This window comes from Pseudomonas sp. ArH3a (genome assembly GCF_022648765.1).
Taxonomy (GTDB): Bacteria; Pseudomonadota; Gammaproteobacteria; order Pseudomonadales; family Pseudomonadaceae; genus Aquipseudomonas.
Genome location: NZ_CP080330.1, coordinates 2,623,061 through 2,636,418, shown reverse-complemented (window position 1 = coordinate 2,636,418; position 13,358 = coordinate 2,623,061). Strand labels below are relative to the sequence as shown.

At 57.6% G+C, this 13,358-nt stretch carries 15 protein-coding genes; 2 read left to right on the top strand and 13 right to left on the bottom strand.

Annotated features, from left to right (window positions below; genetic code table 11):
* Positions 1 to 99: 99 nt before the first annotated feature.
* Complete coding sequence (locus K0P33_RS12125) at positions 100 to 1,725, top strand: methyl-accepting chemotaxis protein (RefSeq protein ID WP_242155428.1); 1,626 nt, start codon at positions 100 to 102, stop codon at positions 1,723 to 1,725.
* A 300-nt stretch (positions 1,726 to 2,025) separates the two neighbouring features.
* Here K0P33_RS12125 and K0P33_RS12120 read toward each other — a convergent pair whose 3' ends face one another.
* From K0P33_RS12120 to K0P33_RS12065, 12 genes are all read right to left on the bottom strand, one after another.
* Positions 2,026 to 2,544 carry a lysis system i-spanin subunit Rz gene (locus tag K0P33_RS12120; protein WP_242155426.1) on the bottom strand — a complete coding sequence of 173 codons (519 nt, stop codon included), beginning with the start codon at positions 2,542 to 2,544 and terminating at the stop codon, positions 2,026 to 2,028.
* Positions 2,541 to 3,074, bottom strand: a complete 534-nt coding sequence (locus K0P33_RS12115; protein ID WP_242155425.1) for a glycoside hydrolase family 19 protein — start codon at positions 3,072 to 3,074, stop codon at positions 2,541 to 2,543. Before K0P33_RS12115 ends, K0P33_RS12120 begins: the two co-directional genes overlap by 4 nt.
* Positions 3,075 to 3,132: 58 nt before the next feature.
* Positions 3,133 to 3,342: a hypothetical protein gene (locus K0P33_RS12110; protein WP_242155423.1), complete on the bottom strand. Its 210-nt coding sequence runs from the start codon at positions 3,340 to 3,342 to the stop codon at positions 3,133 to 3,135.
* Positions 3,339 to 3,677: a hypothetical protein gene (locus tag K0P33_RS12105; protein ID WP_242155421.1), complete on the bottom strand. Its 339-nt coding sequence runs from the start codon at positions 3,675 to 3,677 to the stop codon at positions 3,339 to 3,341. The genes K0P33_RS12110 and K0P33_RS12105 overlap by 4 nt, the downstream gene beginning before the upstream one ends.
* A 5-nt stretch (positions 3,678 to 3,682) precedes the next feature.
* Positions 3,683 to 4,714, bottom strand: coding sequence for a pyocin knob domain-containing protein (locus K0P33_RS12100; protein WP_242155418.1), 1,032 nt, complete (start codon positions 4,712 to 4,714; stop codon positions 3,683 to 3,685).
* A 49-nt stretch (positions 4,715 to 4,763) separates the two neighbouring features.
* Complete coding sequence (locus K0P33_RS12095) at positions 4,764 to 5,420, bottom strand: hypothetical protein (protein ID WP_242155417.1); 657 nt, start codon at positions 5,418 to 5,420, stop codon at positions 4,764 to 4,766.
* Positions 5,421 to 5,467: 47 nt separating this feature from the next.
* Entirely contained in the window at positions 5,468 to 5,815 is a 348-nt protein-coding gene (locus K0P33_RS12090; RefSeq protein ID WP_242155414.1) for a hypothetical protein, read from the bottom strand.
* A 4-nt stretch (positions 5,816 to 5,819) separates the two neighbouring features.
* Positions 5,820 to 9,512 carry a phage tail protein gene (locus K0P33_RS12085; protein ID WP_242155412.1) on the bottom strand — a complete coding sequence of 1,231 codons (3,693 nt, stop codon included), beginning with the start codon at positions 9,510 to 9,512 and terminating at the stop codon, positions 5,820 to 5,822.
* Between the two features lie 59 nt (positions 9,513 to 9,571).
* Complete coding sequence (locus K0P33_RS12080; RefSeq protein ID WP_242155410.1) at positions 9,572 to 10,183, bottom strand: tail assembly protein; 612 nt, start codon at positions 10,181 to 10,183, stop codon at positions 9,572 to 9,574.
* Positions 10,184 to 10,245: 62 nt separating this feature from the next.
* Positions 10,246 to 10,536, bottom strand: a complete 291-nt coding sequence (locus K0P33_RS12075) for a hypothetical protein (RefSeq protein ID WP_242155408.1) — start codon at positions 10,534 to 10,536, stop codon at positions 10,246 to 10,248.
* A gap of 245 nt (positions 10,537 to 10,781) precedes the next feature.
* Positions 10,782 to 11,327, bottom strand: a complete 546-nt coding sequence (locus K0P33_RS12070) for a hypothetical protein (protein ID WP_242155406.1) — start codon at positions 11,325 to 11,327, stop codon at positions 10,782 to 10,784.
* 37 nt (positions 11,328 to 11,364) lie between these two features.
* Positions 11,365 to 11,790 carry a hypothetical protein gene (locus K0P33_RS12065; protein ID WP_242155405.1) on the bottom strand — a complete coding sequence of 142 codons (426 nt, stop codon included), beginning with the start codon at positions 11,788 to 11,790 and terminating at the stop codon, positions 11,365 to 11,367.
* Positions 11,791 to 12,009: 219 nt separating this feature from the next.
* Here K0P33_RS12065 and K0P33_RS12060 point away from each other — a divergent pair, with 219 nt between their 5' ends.
* Positions 12,010 to 12,609 (top strand): hypothetical protein, encoded by a 600-nt coding sequence (locus K0P33_RS12060; RefSeq protein ID WP_242155404.1) that lies wholly within the window; start codon positions 12,010 to 12,012, stop codon positions 12,607 to 12,609.
* On the opposite strand, the gene K0P33_RS12055 is transcribed toward K0P33_RS12060, so the two are convergent.
* The gene (locus tag K0P33_RS12055; RefSeq protein WP_242155403.1) at positions 12,585 to 13,358 is read right to left on the bottom strand and encodes a C40 family peptidase; all 774 of its coding nucleotides are present in this window, start codon (positions 13,356 to 13,358) and stop codon (positions 12,585 to 12,587) included. The two genes, K0P33_RS12060 and K0P33_RS12055, sit on opposite strands and share 25 nt — an antisense overlap.

Here is a 13,358-nt window from a genome sequence, read left to right as displayed (position 1 = left end):
GCTGGGCTAACCCGATCGTCGGATGGCTTCAACCTCCTGGCGTTTAGGCCGATAGCCTGGAGTAACAGCTATGCCTAGCTGTCTAAGAGATATAAAAAAATGTATGTCCGGACTATGAACCTTGCCCCAAGGTCTGCCGCTTTCTTCTCGCTCATTGTCTTGGTAGTTTTTGCTCTCGGCACCGTCGCCGTACTGCAAATGGGCAAGCTCCGAGATTCGGAGCAGGATGTAGAATCTAATTGGATGTCGAGCATCCTTGAGATTGGCAAGATGCAGACAGCCATCTTGCGCCTGCGCCTAGAAAGCGTGCGCATCACCGTGGTCACCGACGAACAACAGCGCCAAACCCGCATCGCTTCGTTGAGCAGCTACCGCAGCACGCTGCAGAACACTGTCAGCCAATACGTACCCTTGATTAGCGGGCCTGCAGAGGGTGAGATCTACAAGGTGGTAACCACTGGTTTGCAGCAGTATTTCCAGCTACTGGATGAACTGGAGCCGCTACTTAAAAAAGGTGAAAATGCCGCAGCCATTGCCATGATCGATACCCGCATAAGCCCGATGGTGAATGCGCTGCAGGACGAGCTTGGTAAACTCATGGGCTTTAACGAAGAGGGAGCCAAGCGTGCAGGCTTGGATGCCACCTCTACATACAGCCACGGTGTGACATTGGTGATCGGCCTGCTGGTGTTGACCATGATGCTCACCGCGTTGTTAGCTATGGTGTTGACACGTAGTATCACGGTGCCCATCAGCGATGCCCTGGCCGTCGCCGAACGAATCGCCGGCAGCGACCTGTCCCAGGAGATCGGGATCAGTGGCCGCGATGAAGCTGGTCGCCTGCTGGCAGCTCTTTCGAAGATGCAGAGCAACCTCCGAGAAACCATCGCCCGTATCGCCGACTCCTCCACCCAACTGGCCTCGGCCTCGGAAGAAATGACCGCGATGACCGAAGACGCCAGCCGCGGACTGGTGCGGCAGAGCGATGAGGTCAATCAGGCCGCTACAGCGGTGACCGAAATGAGCGCTGCGGTAGACGAGGTTGCGCGCAATGCCGAAGCAGCCGCCCAATCCTCCCGCGAGTCCATGGAATTCACTCGCTCGGGTATCGAGAACGTGGCACAGACTCTCAAAGCCATTGAAAGTCTGGCTGGCAACGTGGCCAGCACTGGGGACCAGGTCAAGGCCTTGTCCGGCAGGGCCCAGGACATCAGCAAGGTAGTCGAGGTGATTCGCGCGATTGCCGAGCAGACTAACCTGCTGGCGCTGAACGCGGCCATTGAAGCCGCCCGCGCCGGCGAGCAAGGCCGTGGCTTTGCAGTGGTGGCCGATGAAGTGCGGGCTCTGGCCCACCGTACCCAGCAGTCGACCCAGGAAATCGAACAAATGATCACCGCGATTCAGGCAGACTCGGCCCAAGCAGTGGGCGCCATGAACGTCAGCGCCCAGATGGCAAGTAGCTCAATCTCAGTAGCGCAAAGCGCCGACCTTTCTCTCAAACAGATCGCCGTGGCTATCAACCAGATCAACGAGCGCAACTTGCTGATCGCAACGGCCTCCGGAGAACAGGCGCAGGTGGCTCGCGAGGCCGACGAGAACCTGACCAGCATCCGAGAACTGTCGGTCCAGAGCTCGGCTGGCGCGAGTCAGACCGCCATCGCCTGCGGCGAGATGACCGCCCTTGCGATTGAACTGAATCGACTGGTGGCTCGCTTTAAGGTTTGACATAAGTCGTTTTCCTGGCCTCTGCTTGCCGTAGCGTATCCATTGAACAGGCTTTCTACTTCATAGACATCTTTTTCACCTGACACTTACAGGAAAAAGTGCAAAGTCGCGCCACTCATTTGAAGAGTTCCTTTTAGATCCGCACACAAGCGGGCTGATGAGATGGTCACCCCCAACACGCTGTGAGGGCTTCGCTTTCACGGGGTGTTTTGTTTTCGGAGGCCATCATCATGCTCACGTCTTGTGATAGAGCCATCCCTATGATGTCATCATAGGGCCCCCAAAGATCACCCCGCCTGTTTACTTAGCGATAGCCCTGACATACGCCTGGCAGGCCCGTAGCGCGATCACTGCGTTATCCCCGTCACCGGTGATGGCGATAATTCGTTGCGCATGCGCTGGGTCAAGTTGGGCTCGACGGGCTGCATGAACCACGCCGACGGCGCTGGCGGCCGTAGGCACGTTGCAACCACTGGCTGGATCCGCTGCGTCGAGAAGGACTGACAGCCGCACATCAGCAGTGGCAAGGCGATCGCGCAGTAGAGCTTGGTTACGTTGGGCATCGGACAGTTCTCGAGTGTGTCGTTGGTCCTGGGCGGCGAGCTGCTGCTCGGTGGCCAGGCGTTTGTCCTGCTCGGCCCTCTGCTGACTCCAAGCCTCGCCGATGATTAAGTCCAGCGCCTTCTGCTGAGCGGCACCCTGCTCTGCGAGTTGCTCGGCGAGAAGCTTGCCCATTCGCCAGTCTTGAACCTGCCAGGCGCCGCCAAAGCCGATGACAACAGCCAGCAGGATCGCCGCCAGGATCTGCCTGGATGTCATGCCAGCACCTTTGTCGCCCGCTTCCACAACTGCAGGCGATCTTCCAGCCCATTGATACCGCCATTGATACGGCGGGTGATCTTCACAAAATCGCCCGCGTCGGCCAGGGTATTAAGCGCTTTCGTTGACCAGAACCACGCCGCCGACATCGCGGCGTTCTGTGGCAGCTCGAGCAGCACCGGCTTATTGATCAGGTCAAGGCCCAGGGCTTCGCCGCACGCCGCGTAGTTCGCCCGACCGGTGATCTGAATCAGGCCGCGGCCACGGTACTTCGAGCCATCTCCCTTCACGGTGTTGCCCAGATCGGCGCGGTCTTCATAGCCGGCCTGCTGCGCCGTGGGGCCCCATATCTCGCGCACCCACCGAAAATGACCCGACTCATGCCCGACCTGGGCGATGAACGCAGCAATGCGCAGCTGCGTGACGACTCCGTACTTGGCCATGGCCGTATTCAGTACAGGAACAAAAACGCCGGCTTGGCGGCCGGCGTTCGGGAGGATCTCCAGCAACTGCTGCTCGGTGATCGGCATACTTTTCTCCAGGCAATAAAAAACCCGCTCAAGGCGGGCATCGGTGTTCGGGTTGCGATTAGGTCTCTGTGGCAGGCTCGGCAGTCACAACGTCGAGAGCCGCCTTGCGCTTTGCCTGGACCTCGTCAGGGATCGCGCGCTTGCGCTCGTACTTGGCGATCACTTGCCAGTCAGTCTCTTTAAGGTAGGCGACAGAATCGGTGTAGGCAATGTCGAAGTCCTTGTCATACTCGCGCTGAATCTGCTTTGCCTGGCTGAAGTCAATCATACTTTCTTGCTCTCCTTAACCACTGGAGCCGTGTCCGGGAATGGAACCTCGCCGCGCGTCACTTCGAGGACCGCAACCTCTTCAGGCGAGCGCACTTCGTCCGGCGTTTCCCATGAGCAAGGCAGCTTCATGGTTAGACTTATAACGCGGTCCACCTTGCTGATAGGCTGGTTAATGCTTATCCACTCGCACCCGACGGCGTCGGCGCTAATAGTGTGATTGTCTGGCATTGGCCCAAAGTCGAACTTCTCGCCATTTACCGTCAGGACATCGCTGGATACGCTGGCCTTCAGGGTTTTTTCGCTGATAACGGGGAGCAGGGTAATTCGCATCATTTTGTTTACTTCCAAGAGCCTATTACCGTGAGTGTGGCGACGCCGAAGAACTGAGCTGTCGGGCCGTTAATTATGGAATACGTCACCCGCGTGCCGTTGTCCATGTACGCGGAGTTAACGCCGGGGAACGCCCAAGAACCTGAAGGATGAAGGCGGACCAGTACGGAGGCTGTGACCGGGCTTACGAATGTTACGGGGCAGTCAACGCCTTGGTGCCTTTGCTCGCCTGGGGCGAAGTCTTCAGTGCGTGGCGCCCCGCCAGTCTGAGCTATCATTGTGCCGTTAAGGAACCGCCTTACCATCCATCCGCCGACAGACCGAACGTCCATGAGCCCTTGGTTAGATGTGTCGTCAAGGTTGCTAAGGACGTTACCCTTGGTAAAGACTTCATTGCCAGACGAGTAGTTACCCTGGCGCTTGCGCTTGATGAACATGCGATCGCTGTCGTGGTTCATCATTAGCATGATGCCTTCAGATGCGCCATTCTGCCCGGCAATGAATATGCCTTCGCCGTAGTCCATGCCGGGGATCATGTTGGCAGTCGTGTTGATCCCGTAGGAGAAGGCTTGCGTCTCACTGAAGTTATTGAGGCTTGCTACCCAAGGGTTAAACTGCTGCCCAAGGCCGAAGTCGCCCTGCTCGATAACCTTTTTCCAGGGGGTCCAGCCGCTTGATGCATGTCGCTGGCGATGATAGGTCGCATTAGGGGCAACAAAACTTACCGCCTCTTGAGAGCAATATGCCGCCCCGTTCTCGAACGTCCTAACAAACCAGTAGTCTTTTATCCCGCCCGACGTAACAGGGAGGTTCGCGCCGCCCTCGTTGAACTGCGCGATAAAGTTTCCACGAAGGTCGTTTGCGTTGGTGCCTGAAGGCATAATAACCGGCGTCGCCCAACCCCAGCCGCTTTTGGTCGTAGCATCAAGGCCCTGGTACAACTCCCGAGTCATAGCGTTGATCTTCATGCTCGCTGTTCTCGGCGGATCGCCGCCCAGACCTTGCGGCGGCATACCGAGGATAATTTCTTGTCTTGCCATGGTTTGCTCCAAGTTAAAATTGGCTTATCAGTGGCGCGAGTGTTGTCGCTTAGCCAAAGGGTGCCGGGGGGTACTCGCTGACATCAACGGCCAAGCATGTACTCGGCCCCTTGTTTAATTGCAGTAGCACGGACATCCCGGTACCGGGCCCGGTGGCGAATCCTACGCCCGCGAAGAACGCAGTTCGCCCGGCAACGCGGCTCCCAACAGCCCGCACCACACCCGCGACGGTACTGGTCTGGATTGTGTAGCGTGCGTGCGTGATGGCAATTGCCGCGTTGCTTACCTCTAGTGCTTGCGCCTGCCAGTTGCCGGCTGTATCCGAGCCGATGTCGAACTTCTGGCGTATCCTCATCACTGGCCAGGCTGCGTCGTACATGAGCTTGCCGGCCTCGGTGTAGGCCTGTATTCCGACCTTCCCTGGCGGGGCGTCCCACTGCGCGAATATCAAGAGCTCCACGTTGCCGGACGGCCTGGCCATCTCTGAAAAGAGCTTGATGGTCAGAGTATTGGCACTGGGGTTGATAACGTGACAAACGACACTGTCGCTCTTGATGAACACGAGCGGAAACCCGCTAAGCGGAAAATGTAGAGTTGTCTCAAATATGCCGCCGACAGCCGCGTTCGGCTGGGGTATGAACGATTCGCCAGCGATTGCCCGCCGATACTTCAGGATAAGGTTTTGATATGAGCTGTCGACGCTCACCTGGCCTTCAGGCCCATTCACGATTTGGGCGCCGCTAACCCAGACCATCACATCACCCCGTAATAAAGCGTGCCATTGCTCGGCTCGTAGTTCATATACCCGCTGGCCGCATCAGTTTCTCCAGTTCTGACAAATCGCCAGTTCAACTGCGTCCCGCTAAATGTCACCTCGGGTGGGAATGGACACGCGAAGTAGCCACGAGCCAGGTAGTAGTAAAACGGCGTACCACCACCGGCAAGATGCCCGATGCTCACTGTGCCCGCCTGGAAACGGTTAGCGTACCCGCCAGGTAATACAATCTCGATTGAGCCCAAGAACCTCCCGTAACGGGCGAGGATGTCAACCGACAGCCGCCCGTTCTCGTCAAAGGTTTGGGCGCCCGCTACGAACGCCATAGTGTTATTGCTCCCACATACCCGAGCGGAATCGAAGCGTCGCGCCTTGGTACGTTCTCATGCCCATGTTATCCATGGTGTTCGAGATGTTCCCGCGTTGGCCACGAACGATGAATTGACCCGTCACAAAGTTGATGTCTATTAATGGCTGCCCTTGGGCATCTACTGCCTCGGACTTAATAGACATACTCGCGATAATCTCTTGAATCAGCGCCTTATTGATGATTGCCTGACTGATAAACACTTGGTTGTTCTGAACGACGAACATGGGAACAACAGCGCCGCTTACTTCATCTACTACAGCAAAGCGCTGCGCAAAGATAAGGAACTCTGCCTGTTCGCCATCCGAGCCAAATGAAAATCCTGAAGCGACCTTCTTACCACCGACAACCGTTTCGGCCTTGAAGGTAACCATGGCTGAAACTTTGCCGTCGGTGGTGGCCTGGGCCTGGCTCGTCTGCTTGATCGCTGCTGTGTTTTCGCCCGAGACCGCCTGCACGGTTTCGATTTTCTCGCTCAGTGCCTTATCCGCATCGGCCAGCGCAGTGGTTTCAGACTTGAAGGCCGCCTCATTTTTGCCGACCTTGGCCCCCATCGTCGTAACCCTTTCAGCCAATGTCGAAGTTGCAGTCGCGGAAGCCCTCGCTACGTCGAGAATGCTCGCGGCGTTCTCCCCCACCTTGGCTTCCAGCAAGTCGGTCCTGACAGACTGTGCAAAATCCCGCTCAGCAATGGCCGACATCAGCGACCAGGCGCCAGCGGATGAAGTGCTGTCGCCGGCACTGCCCTCCTCCGAACCCGCCGAGTCGGGCTTAACCAGCACGTAAACGCCGTCCAGTTTCTCGGCCGTGGCCGTGATCTTCCCGTCGACCTCCTCAATAGAAGCCGTGTTCTTGCTGATCTCCAGGGCCATGGCTGCGTTGGTTTCGGCGATGGTGCCCAGATTGAACCAGTAATTGGCGTTCGGCGGTGCGGTGTCGACCGGTACCGCGGTGGTCGCCTGGAACAGCTGATGCCCTACCCGAACCATGTCGCCCTTGGCGTAAGTCTTTGTGGAGACATACTCCAGAGCATCGACCACTTCAGAGATCAGGGATTCCAGCTCTTGCTTGGCCTTGTCCAAGCGATCATTGACCGAGCCAGGCCCATCGCCAGTGATCATCTCGATCTCCTCGCGCAGGCTCTGGTAGAGCGCCCCCTTGCCGATCTTGTCCGCGAAATGCTTGTCGTACTCGGTCTGGTCCGCGCTGGCCCGACCATTCACAGCGCCGGTAACGGGAAAGAAAGGCCCGATGTTGCCAGTACGGTCGACCAAGCGAGCCCAGAAGAAGAAGCTCGCGCCCGCCAGGATGTTCTGCATTTCGTGCTTGGCCTGTGGGTAGCTGAAGTCGCTCAGTTTGATCGCGGTCGTCTGGTCCGGCGATTGGCTGTACCAGAGTTCCGTCCGCTGGGTGTCCTCGGCGCCGGGTGGGAATCCCCACTGAATGCCGATGCCGTAGACCAGGCTGGTGGTGGTCAAGAACGACACCGCCGGCGGAAGGCCGGTTTTGCCTTCGAGGTTGGTCAGGTTGGAGCTTTTCCAGATGGAAGAGATCTCGAAGGCGCTCACTGACCGAACCCGCGCCAGATAGGAGCCCGAGTAGATGCCGGTAATATCCACGCTGGTGGAGCCGGTGCGCTGCACCTTGATCCAGTTGCCGCTGTCCTTGCGCCACTCCACATCATAAGCAACCGCGCCATTCACAGCGGGCCACGAGATGTTCATAGTGCTGATGGCCAGGCCTTGGTCGATCGACACGCTCGACGTGATGGTCACGCTTGCCGGCGGCGGCACCACGGTGATCGGGATAACGCTGATCGGCCGTTCTTCCAGGCGCGCTCCGGTGTCGATGTGCGCAAACTTGCTCGGGTCGTACTGCACCGCCGAGATCTCGAACACACTAGGCTCTGGCCGGGCGACGCTGACCACGCGGTACAGTGGGATTGCCAGGTCGTCAGCATCCAGCGCCCACACCAGTTCAGGTTCGGGCGCCACGGAGTAAGCCACTGTCACGGTGATCTGGCGGCCGCTGACCAACTGCACGGTGCGGCCTTCACACTTTCCGTTTGGAAGGTTGAGGATCAGCCGGTCGCCGGGTTTGGCCTGGGTGTCTCGGTCCAGCTTAATGACCTTACCGTCCACCGCAGCGATACGCCCGCCCACTGGCCGGCCGGCCAGCAGTTCGTCAGCGATCGGGATCACGTAGCCCGGCAACGGAATACGGCCGTCCAAACCCACCTTGAAGGTAACGGCCCTGTCCTTCGAGTTCGTGAGCAGCGCCCACTTACCGCGGCGCTGAGCCTCAGACTCACGGGTGCATCCGATAGCACTGATCTCCAGCGGATTGTCGCCGTAACGCCGCTGTAGCTTCTGATCGGTGACAGCCGTGACGTCGGTGTCGTAGTTGTTCAGCGGGTTGTCGTAGCTGACCAGAGCGCGCGTATACCGGGTGCGCTCCGACGCGCTGGAGTAGGTGAACTTGCCATCGACCACGTTTGCCCGGGTATAGGCGAAGTCGAAGTCCGTGGCGCGCGGCATATCCGAAAGGGTGAACACCTGGCCCTGAGCCCAGTAGGTCATGCCCCGGTAGATAGCCGAGATGTCGCGCAGTAGCGACCAAGCGTCAGCTTTGCTCTGCAGGTTCAGGCTGCATATGAAGCGCGGCTCCTGGCCACCCTTCCCGTCCGGCACCAACTGGTCGCAGTACTGGGAGATTCGATACAGCTCCCACTTGTCCACCATCCATGGCTTGATGCGACGACCGAGGCCGAAGCGGTCGGCGGTGGTGATGTCGTAGGTCATCCAAACCGCGTTGTCGGTCCATGCCTGCTTGAAGGCGCCATCCCAAACGCCCGAGTAGGTGCGCGATACAGGGTCATAGTTGCTCGGCACCTGCATCTTCTTCAGCTTGGTCTCGACGGTAACGGCTGGGATACTGCGGAACTGCTCGGCTGAAAACTCAATGTAGAGCAGCGCGGTGTTCGGGTAACGGATCTTGGCGTCGATCACCTCTGTGAAGCCGGCAATCTGCATCGTATCGGAGATTTTGTTGTTGTTCTGGTTGGGCGTCAGGCGAGTGATGCGCATTAGCCAGCCGGTTGTCGCCCTAGGCAAATCGATTCGTCGGGTGCGCTCATAAAGGCTGGTGGTCTTTCCCGACACAGCCTCATTCAAAACTTCTCGATAAGCGCCGCCGTCGGTAGCCAGCTCAACCTTGTAGCCGATCGCGTAACCGTTGATGTTGCCACCGGCATCAACCGACTGGAGCGCCGGCCAGGCGAAGCGAACGCGCACAGCTGAAAGCTGCGTATTAGTGATCGCTCGGACCCACGGGGTGCCGCTGCGCAACTCAGTGCTGATCGTAGTCTCGTTCTCGACCGATGGAATGCCCTGGATGTACGGCTGATCTACCGCCCCGGTGCGCCACTCCCACTTCACGTTCGGGAAGTTCATGTTGCCCTGGGGGTCTTGCAGTGGCGTGTTGTCGAGGTAGATGTCTTGGGCGGTGGGCGTACCCTCGAACTCGCCCTCGCCCACCGCGATCAAAAGCTTCGCGATAGCGACAGAGCGAAGGCTGTCCGGAGCTTCGGTTGGTGTTTTTGGCTTCTCGGAACCACCCTTGGCGCCGTAGATGTCGACCTTTCGTGCTGCGCCCATGCTTTTCTCCAGGCAATAAAAAACCGCCTCATGGGCGGCTGCGGTGCTGCGAGTGATGTTTACATCTGATCTTCGGCGTAGATGGCGGCGCTGATAATAGCCCCGCCCACCCGGCGCTTGCCGTAGCAGAGCGGTACGGGGTTGCCTGACGCTGTCGTGTTCTTCGCGCTGCCGAAGGCGTAGCCGGGCGTATTCTCCGGCGCAGCGCTGGTCTTGAGGCCGCCAGCTTGGGGGCTGAGCATTTGGATTACACCGCCTAGCACCATCGAACCACCCATCATGATCAGGCCGGAACCGAAAGGTGCCATGGTGCCGAAACTGCCCCCGGTGATGACAAGGCCGACAACAATCAGTACGGCGCCGATTATGGTTTGCAACGCACCGCCGCGCTTGCTGCCGGTGATGACCGGTGCGATACGAATATCACCCTCACCCGCAAATCCAAGCTCCTTTTCCGCCAAATTCGTTTTGCCGCGAAAGACCGCGAACTCAATCCCTCTGGATTTCGCATTGGAAAGGAAACGCTCAAAGCCGGGTATTTGCACGCATAGCGCCTTCACCGCCTCAGCAGGAGTCTGCACGGCCATTCGAAAAGATCTACCAAACTGCCGGAGTTGCCCGTAAAGCATGATGGTGGTCATGGGCTGATAATTGATGGCAAGTGCCGCCATGTACTTTTCTCCAGGCAATAAAAAGGCCCGCCGAAACGAGCCTTGAACAATTTGATGTGCCGCTACAAGCAGCCTTGCAGCGCGGTCAGACGTTTATTGGCGATCCAATTACCCAACACGACGTAATATTTCACCTCGGAGCCTGAACCCTTGGGCTGGATATCAACGAAGTACTGAGAGCCATCAGTAAACACTGTGTATCCGGTATCTCGTCCCGGCTGAAGCGTGGCCCCTGGCGTGCCGCCGAAGATCGGCTGATTCTGCCATTCGTACTGAACGCATTTAGCCAACGCGGCGTCGGACTTTTTCGAGGTCAGTACCTTGTAGGGCCCTTCCTTGCGGGCTTCGTTCATCGTCGGCGCCATACACCCCGCAAGCATCGCCACCGCTACCGCCGCTATCAAAATTCGCATCTCGTTCCCTCTCTATTTTGGCGAGACTTTAGCATCCGTAAAAGGGCGCACAAAGCCAAAACGCCGACCGGGGTTCCAAGGCGATGTGTGCTGAGGCTTCATTGGCTGAACGGATACCCAGGTTCTTGCATAGCAACTCATCTGACCCATTAGACGGATCGTCTCGTATGGAACCTGGGAAGTGACTAAGTTGTGGGATGTGGCCACCAATCATTTGGCAATTGCCTTATGACTGACAGCTTGGAGATTACGACCCAGACGCAACCGCTCGATAGCACACGAACCCGGTGGTCGTTGTATTCAAATATGTCGTTGTGGTGCGCCACTCTCGGTTCGCCGAGCTTCAGCCTCAAAATATTGGAGTATTCCGATGCGAGCTGAGCGATCTTTCCATGATCCTCTTTGTACAGCGTCTCGGTGAGGTCTTTTAGTTCGCTCCCGATAAACAGCCGTATCTCCTCAATGAAATCATCGACGATGATGGCCTGGCCAGTCATATAATTCTTGCCGGAAAAGCTGAAGTAACCCTGCCGAGGAGCGATCTTACGAAGGCCAACGTTGACCGCCGCATCCTTGAACTCTCCGGCCGTCCAGAGATCTGGGGACTGGATGATCTGGCTGTAAAGCTGCCAAATATCCTCCGGAGTTGGGGCGTCTCGCCCATAAATCCGCATGTCGTTCCCTCTTTGGTTTGGCGGGACTGTAGCATTTCCGGCATCGAAATCTCTCAAGCAGTAACTTTGTCCAATGCGTCGTCGGTGCTGAAGGCTAGCGCTTCAGAGCATCACACTGCGCACGCAGGTCGCTGTCGGAGATAGAGCCGCAGCTACCGTTGTTGGTTTTGGCGTTACACAAATAGCGCTTATCACTGTCATCGATGCTATTGCAGCTACCTCCGTTAGTCTCAGCATTGCAGGCATAGCGCAAATCGCGGTCGGAGATCGAGTTGCAGCTTCCATGATTAGTCTTGGCATTGCAGTAATAACGCTGATCACTGTCGCTGATGCTATTGCAACTACTCCCATTGGTTTCCGCGTTACAGGTATAGCGCAGGTCGCTCGCGGAGATCGAGTTGCAACTACCATGGCCTTCCTTGGCTCTGCAGTAAGCGCGCTGGTCCGAATCGCCAATGCTGTCGCAGCCAGCAAAGGCATAGCCGCTAATCATCAGCAGCAGTACAAAAATCAATCTCATCGCTTTCTTCCTTGGTTTGCCGGGAATCCACCCGGTATCTTCGGCACCCTGGCGCTCTGCCCAGACGCATATCAAATTGACACTATCACAAGAAAAAGTTCCCTCGCATCTTCAGCAGTCTACCCGCTGTCCAGGCATCCAGCGTGGACGGAATGCCAGTAGCGATTCATCTAGAGCCAGTAGTAGCCTCCCCCCATTCAAAGCTGGCCAGGAGGGCCTATGTCGTCGCTGTTGTTCTACACGGATGAAAATGAAGCAATTGTTGTCACGGACACGTTGTTACATTACTCCGTCGACACGCCCCCAGGTTTCACAAGCAAAGCCATTTCGTTCCCTCACATGCGCATGATTATTGCCGCAACCGGATCGGCCCTTCTTTTCAGTCGATGGATCGGCCTTGTGAATAACCAAGGTTTTGCCCTCGATATAGATACTGTCAATGCTCATGCGCCCCAGGAGCTGCAAGCCCTCTGGAGCGAACTGAATTGCCATCTCCCCGCCCTCCGCGACCAATCTGCAACGATCTATCACTTCGGGATTTCCGACGACTCGGGAAAAGTCCATGGATTCGCTTACCGTTCTGGGTCGGACTTCAAATCCGAGCGTTTGGATTATGGGCTTGGCGTAAAGCCAGAGCTTATGGACAAAGCGGGAATAGACTGGAATTCCTTCCCGGCGTGTGCGCCCGAAATCATGCGTGCACAGTCGCGACAGGAGGACGAAAAGTCCAGGGATCGCGTTTACATAGGCGGCACGACTGAGGTCACTCATCTAACGAAAGACGGATTTTCGATTTATTCGCTGGGCAATTTGGACTGAGCGTCTTTGTGCCTGAGGATCAGGCGCGTACGGTCATGCCAGGGGCCACCAAAAACGATGATCTCGGACGGCCTGCCGTACAAGTGGTGCAGCAAGAATGGGCCGGGGCCGAAGGTGCCTGAGTCTTCGTCGGGCAGCGCCGGATCAGTGCCCAGGTAAATCCCGGCGTGGTTCGGGTGAACCGTCCGCCCTACGTGCATGACGATCAGGTCGCCGCGCTGCGGCCGGTCGACGCGGACAAAGCCGGCAGCCTCGTAGTGCTGCTCGTACAGGCTTGCGTTCTCCGCACTCTCCCACCAGCCATCGGTGCGCTGGAAGGCTTCGAACTCCAGGCCCCATTCGCGCTGATACCACTCGGCGCATATCGCCCAACAATCCCATACCCCATGAACAAACGGGCGCTTGAGCAACGGCGTGCTGCCAGTTGGTGTGACAGTCCTGAGATCTCCTTCCGGCCAGCTGAGTATGTGCCAGGGCAAGGCCGTGGCCTCACACATCGCTAGGTCATGCGGTGACGGCCTGCTGGTTGCGTCCGGGTGTGAGTGAACGATACCAATCACCTCGCCCAGGTCTTCCGCCGCAGCGTAATCCTCTGGATCAATACGGAACTCTTCGTTCGGCTCCGTGGCGGTGTTTCGGCACGGGAAGTACTTCTGCGCCCTGCCGACGGCAAGCAGCAGGCCGCAGCATTCACGCGGATACTCGGCCGCCGCGTGCGCCTGGATGGCCGCGATAATGTGCTTACGCAT

What these genes read in the sequence shown, in the direction of transcription:
- K0P33_RS12125 (WP_242155428.1), top strand. Translation starts at nt 100, where the DNA reads ATGTATGTCCGGACTATGAACCTTGCCCCAAGGTCTGCCGCTTTCTTC.
- K0P33_RS12120 (WP_242155426.1), bottom strand. Translation starts at nt 2,544, where the DNA reads ATGACATCCAGGCAGATCCTGGCGGCGATCCTGCTGGCTGTTGTCATC.
- K0P33_RS12115 (WP_242155425.1), bottom strand. Translation starts at nt 3,074, where the DNA reads ATGCCGATCACCGAGCAGCAGTTGCTGGAGATCCTCCCGAACGCCGGC.
- K0P33_RS12110 (WP_242155423.1), bottom strand. Translation starts at nt 3,342, where the DNA reads ATGATTGACTTCAGCCAGGCAAAGCAGATTCAGCGCGAGTATGACAAG.
- K0P33_RS12105 (WP_242155421.1), bottom strand. Translation starts at nt 3,677, where the DNA reads ATGATGCGAATTACCCTGCTCCCCGTTATCAGCGAAAAAACCCTGAAG.
- K0P33_RS12100 (WP_242155418.1), bottom strand. Translation starts at nt 4,714, where the DNA reads ATGGCAAGACAAGAAATTATCCTCGGTATGCCGCCGCAAGGTCTGGGC.
- K0P33_RS12090 (WP_242155414.1), bottom strand. Translation starts at nt 5,815, where the DNA reads ATGGCGTTCGTAGCGGGCGCCCAAACCTTTGACGAGAACGGGCGGCTG.
- K0P33_RS12085 (WP_242155412.1), bottom strand. Translation starts at nt 9,512, where the DNA reads ATGGGCGCAGCACGAAAGGTCGACATCTACGGCGCCAAGGGTGGTTCC.
- K0P33_RS12080 (WP_242155410.1), bottom strand. Translation starts at nt 10,183, where the DNA reads ATGGCGGCACTTGCCATCAATTATCAGCCCATGACCACCATCATGCTT.
- K0P33_RS12075 (WP_242155408.1), bottom strand. Translation starts at nt 10,536, where the DNA reads ATGAACGAAGCCCGCAAGGAAGGGCCCTACAAGGTACTGACCTCGAAA.
- K0P33_RS12065 (WP_242155405.1), bottom strand. Translation starts at nt 11,790, where the DNA reads ATGAGATTGATTTTTGTACTGCTGCTGATGATTAGCGGCTATGCCTTT.
- K0P33_RS12060 (WP_242155404.1), top strand. Translation starts at nt 12,010, where the DNA reads ATGTCGTCGCTGTTGTTCTACACGGATGAAAATGAAGCAATTGTTGTC.
- K0P33_RS12055 (WP_242155403.1), bottom strand. Translation starts at nt 13,358, where the DNA reads ATGCGTAAGCACATTATCGCGGCCATCCAGGCGCACGCGGCGGCCGAG.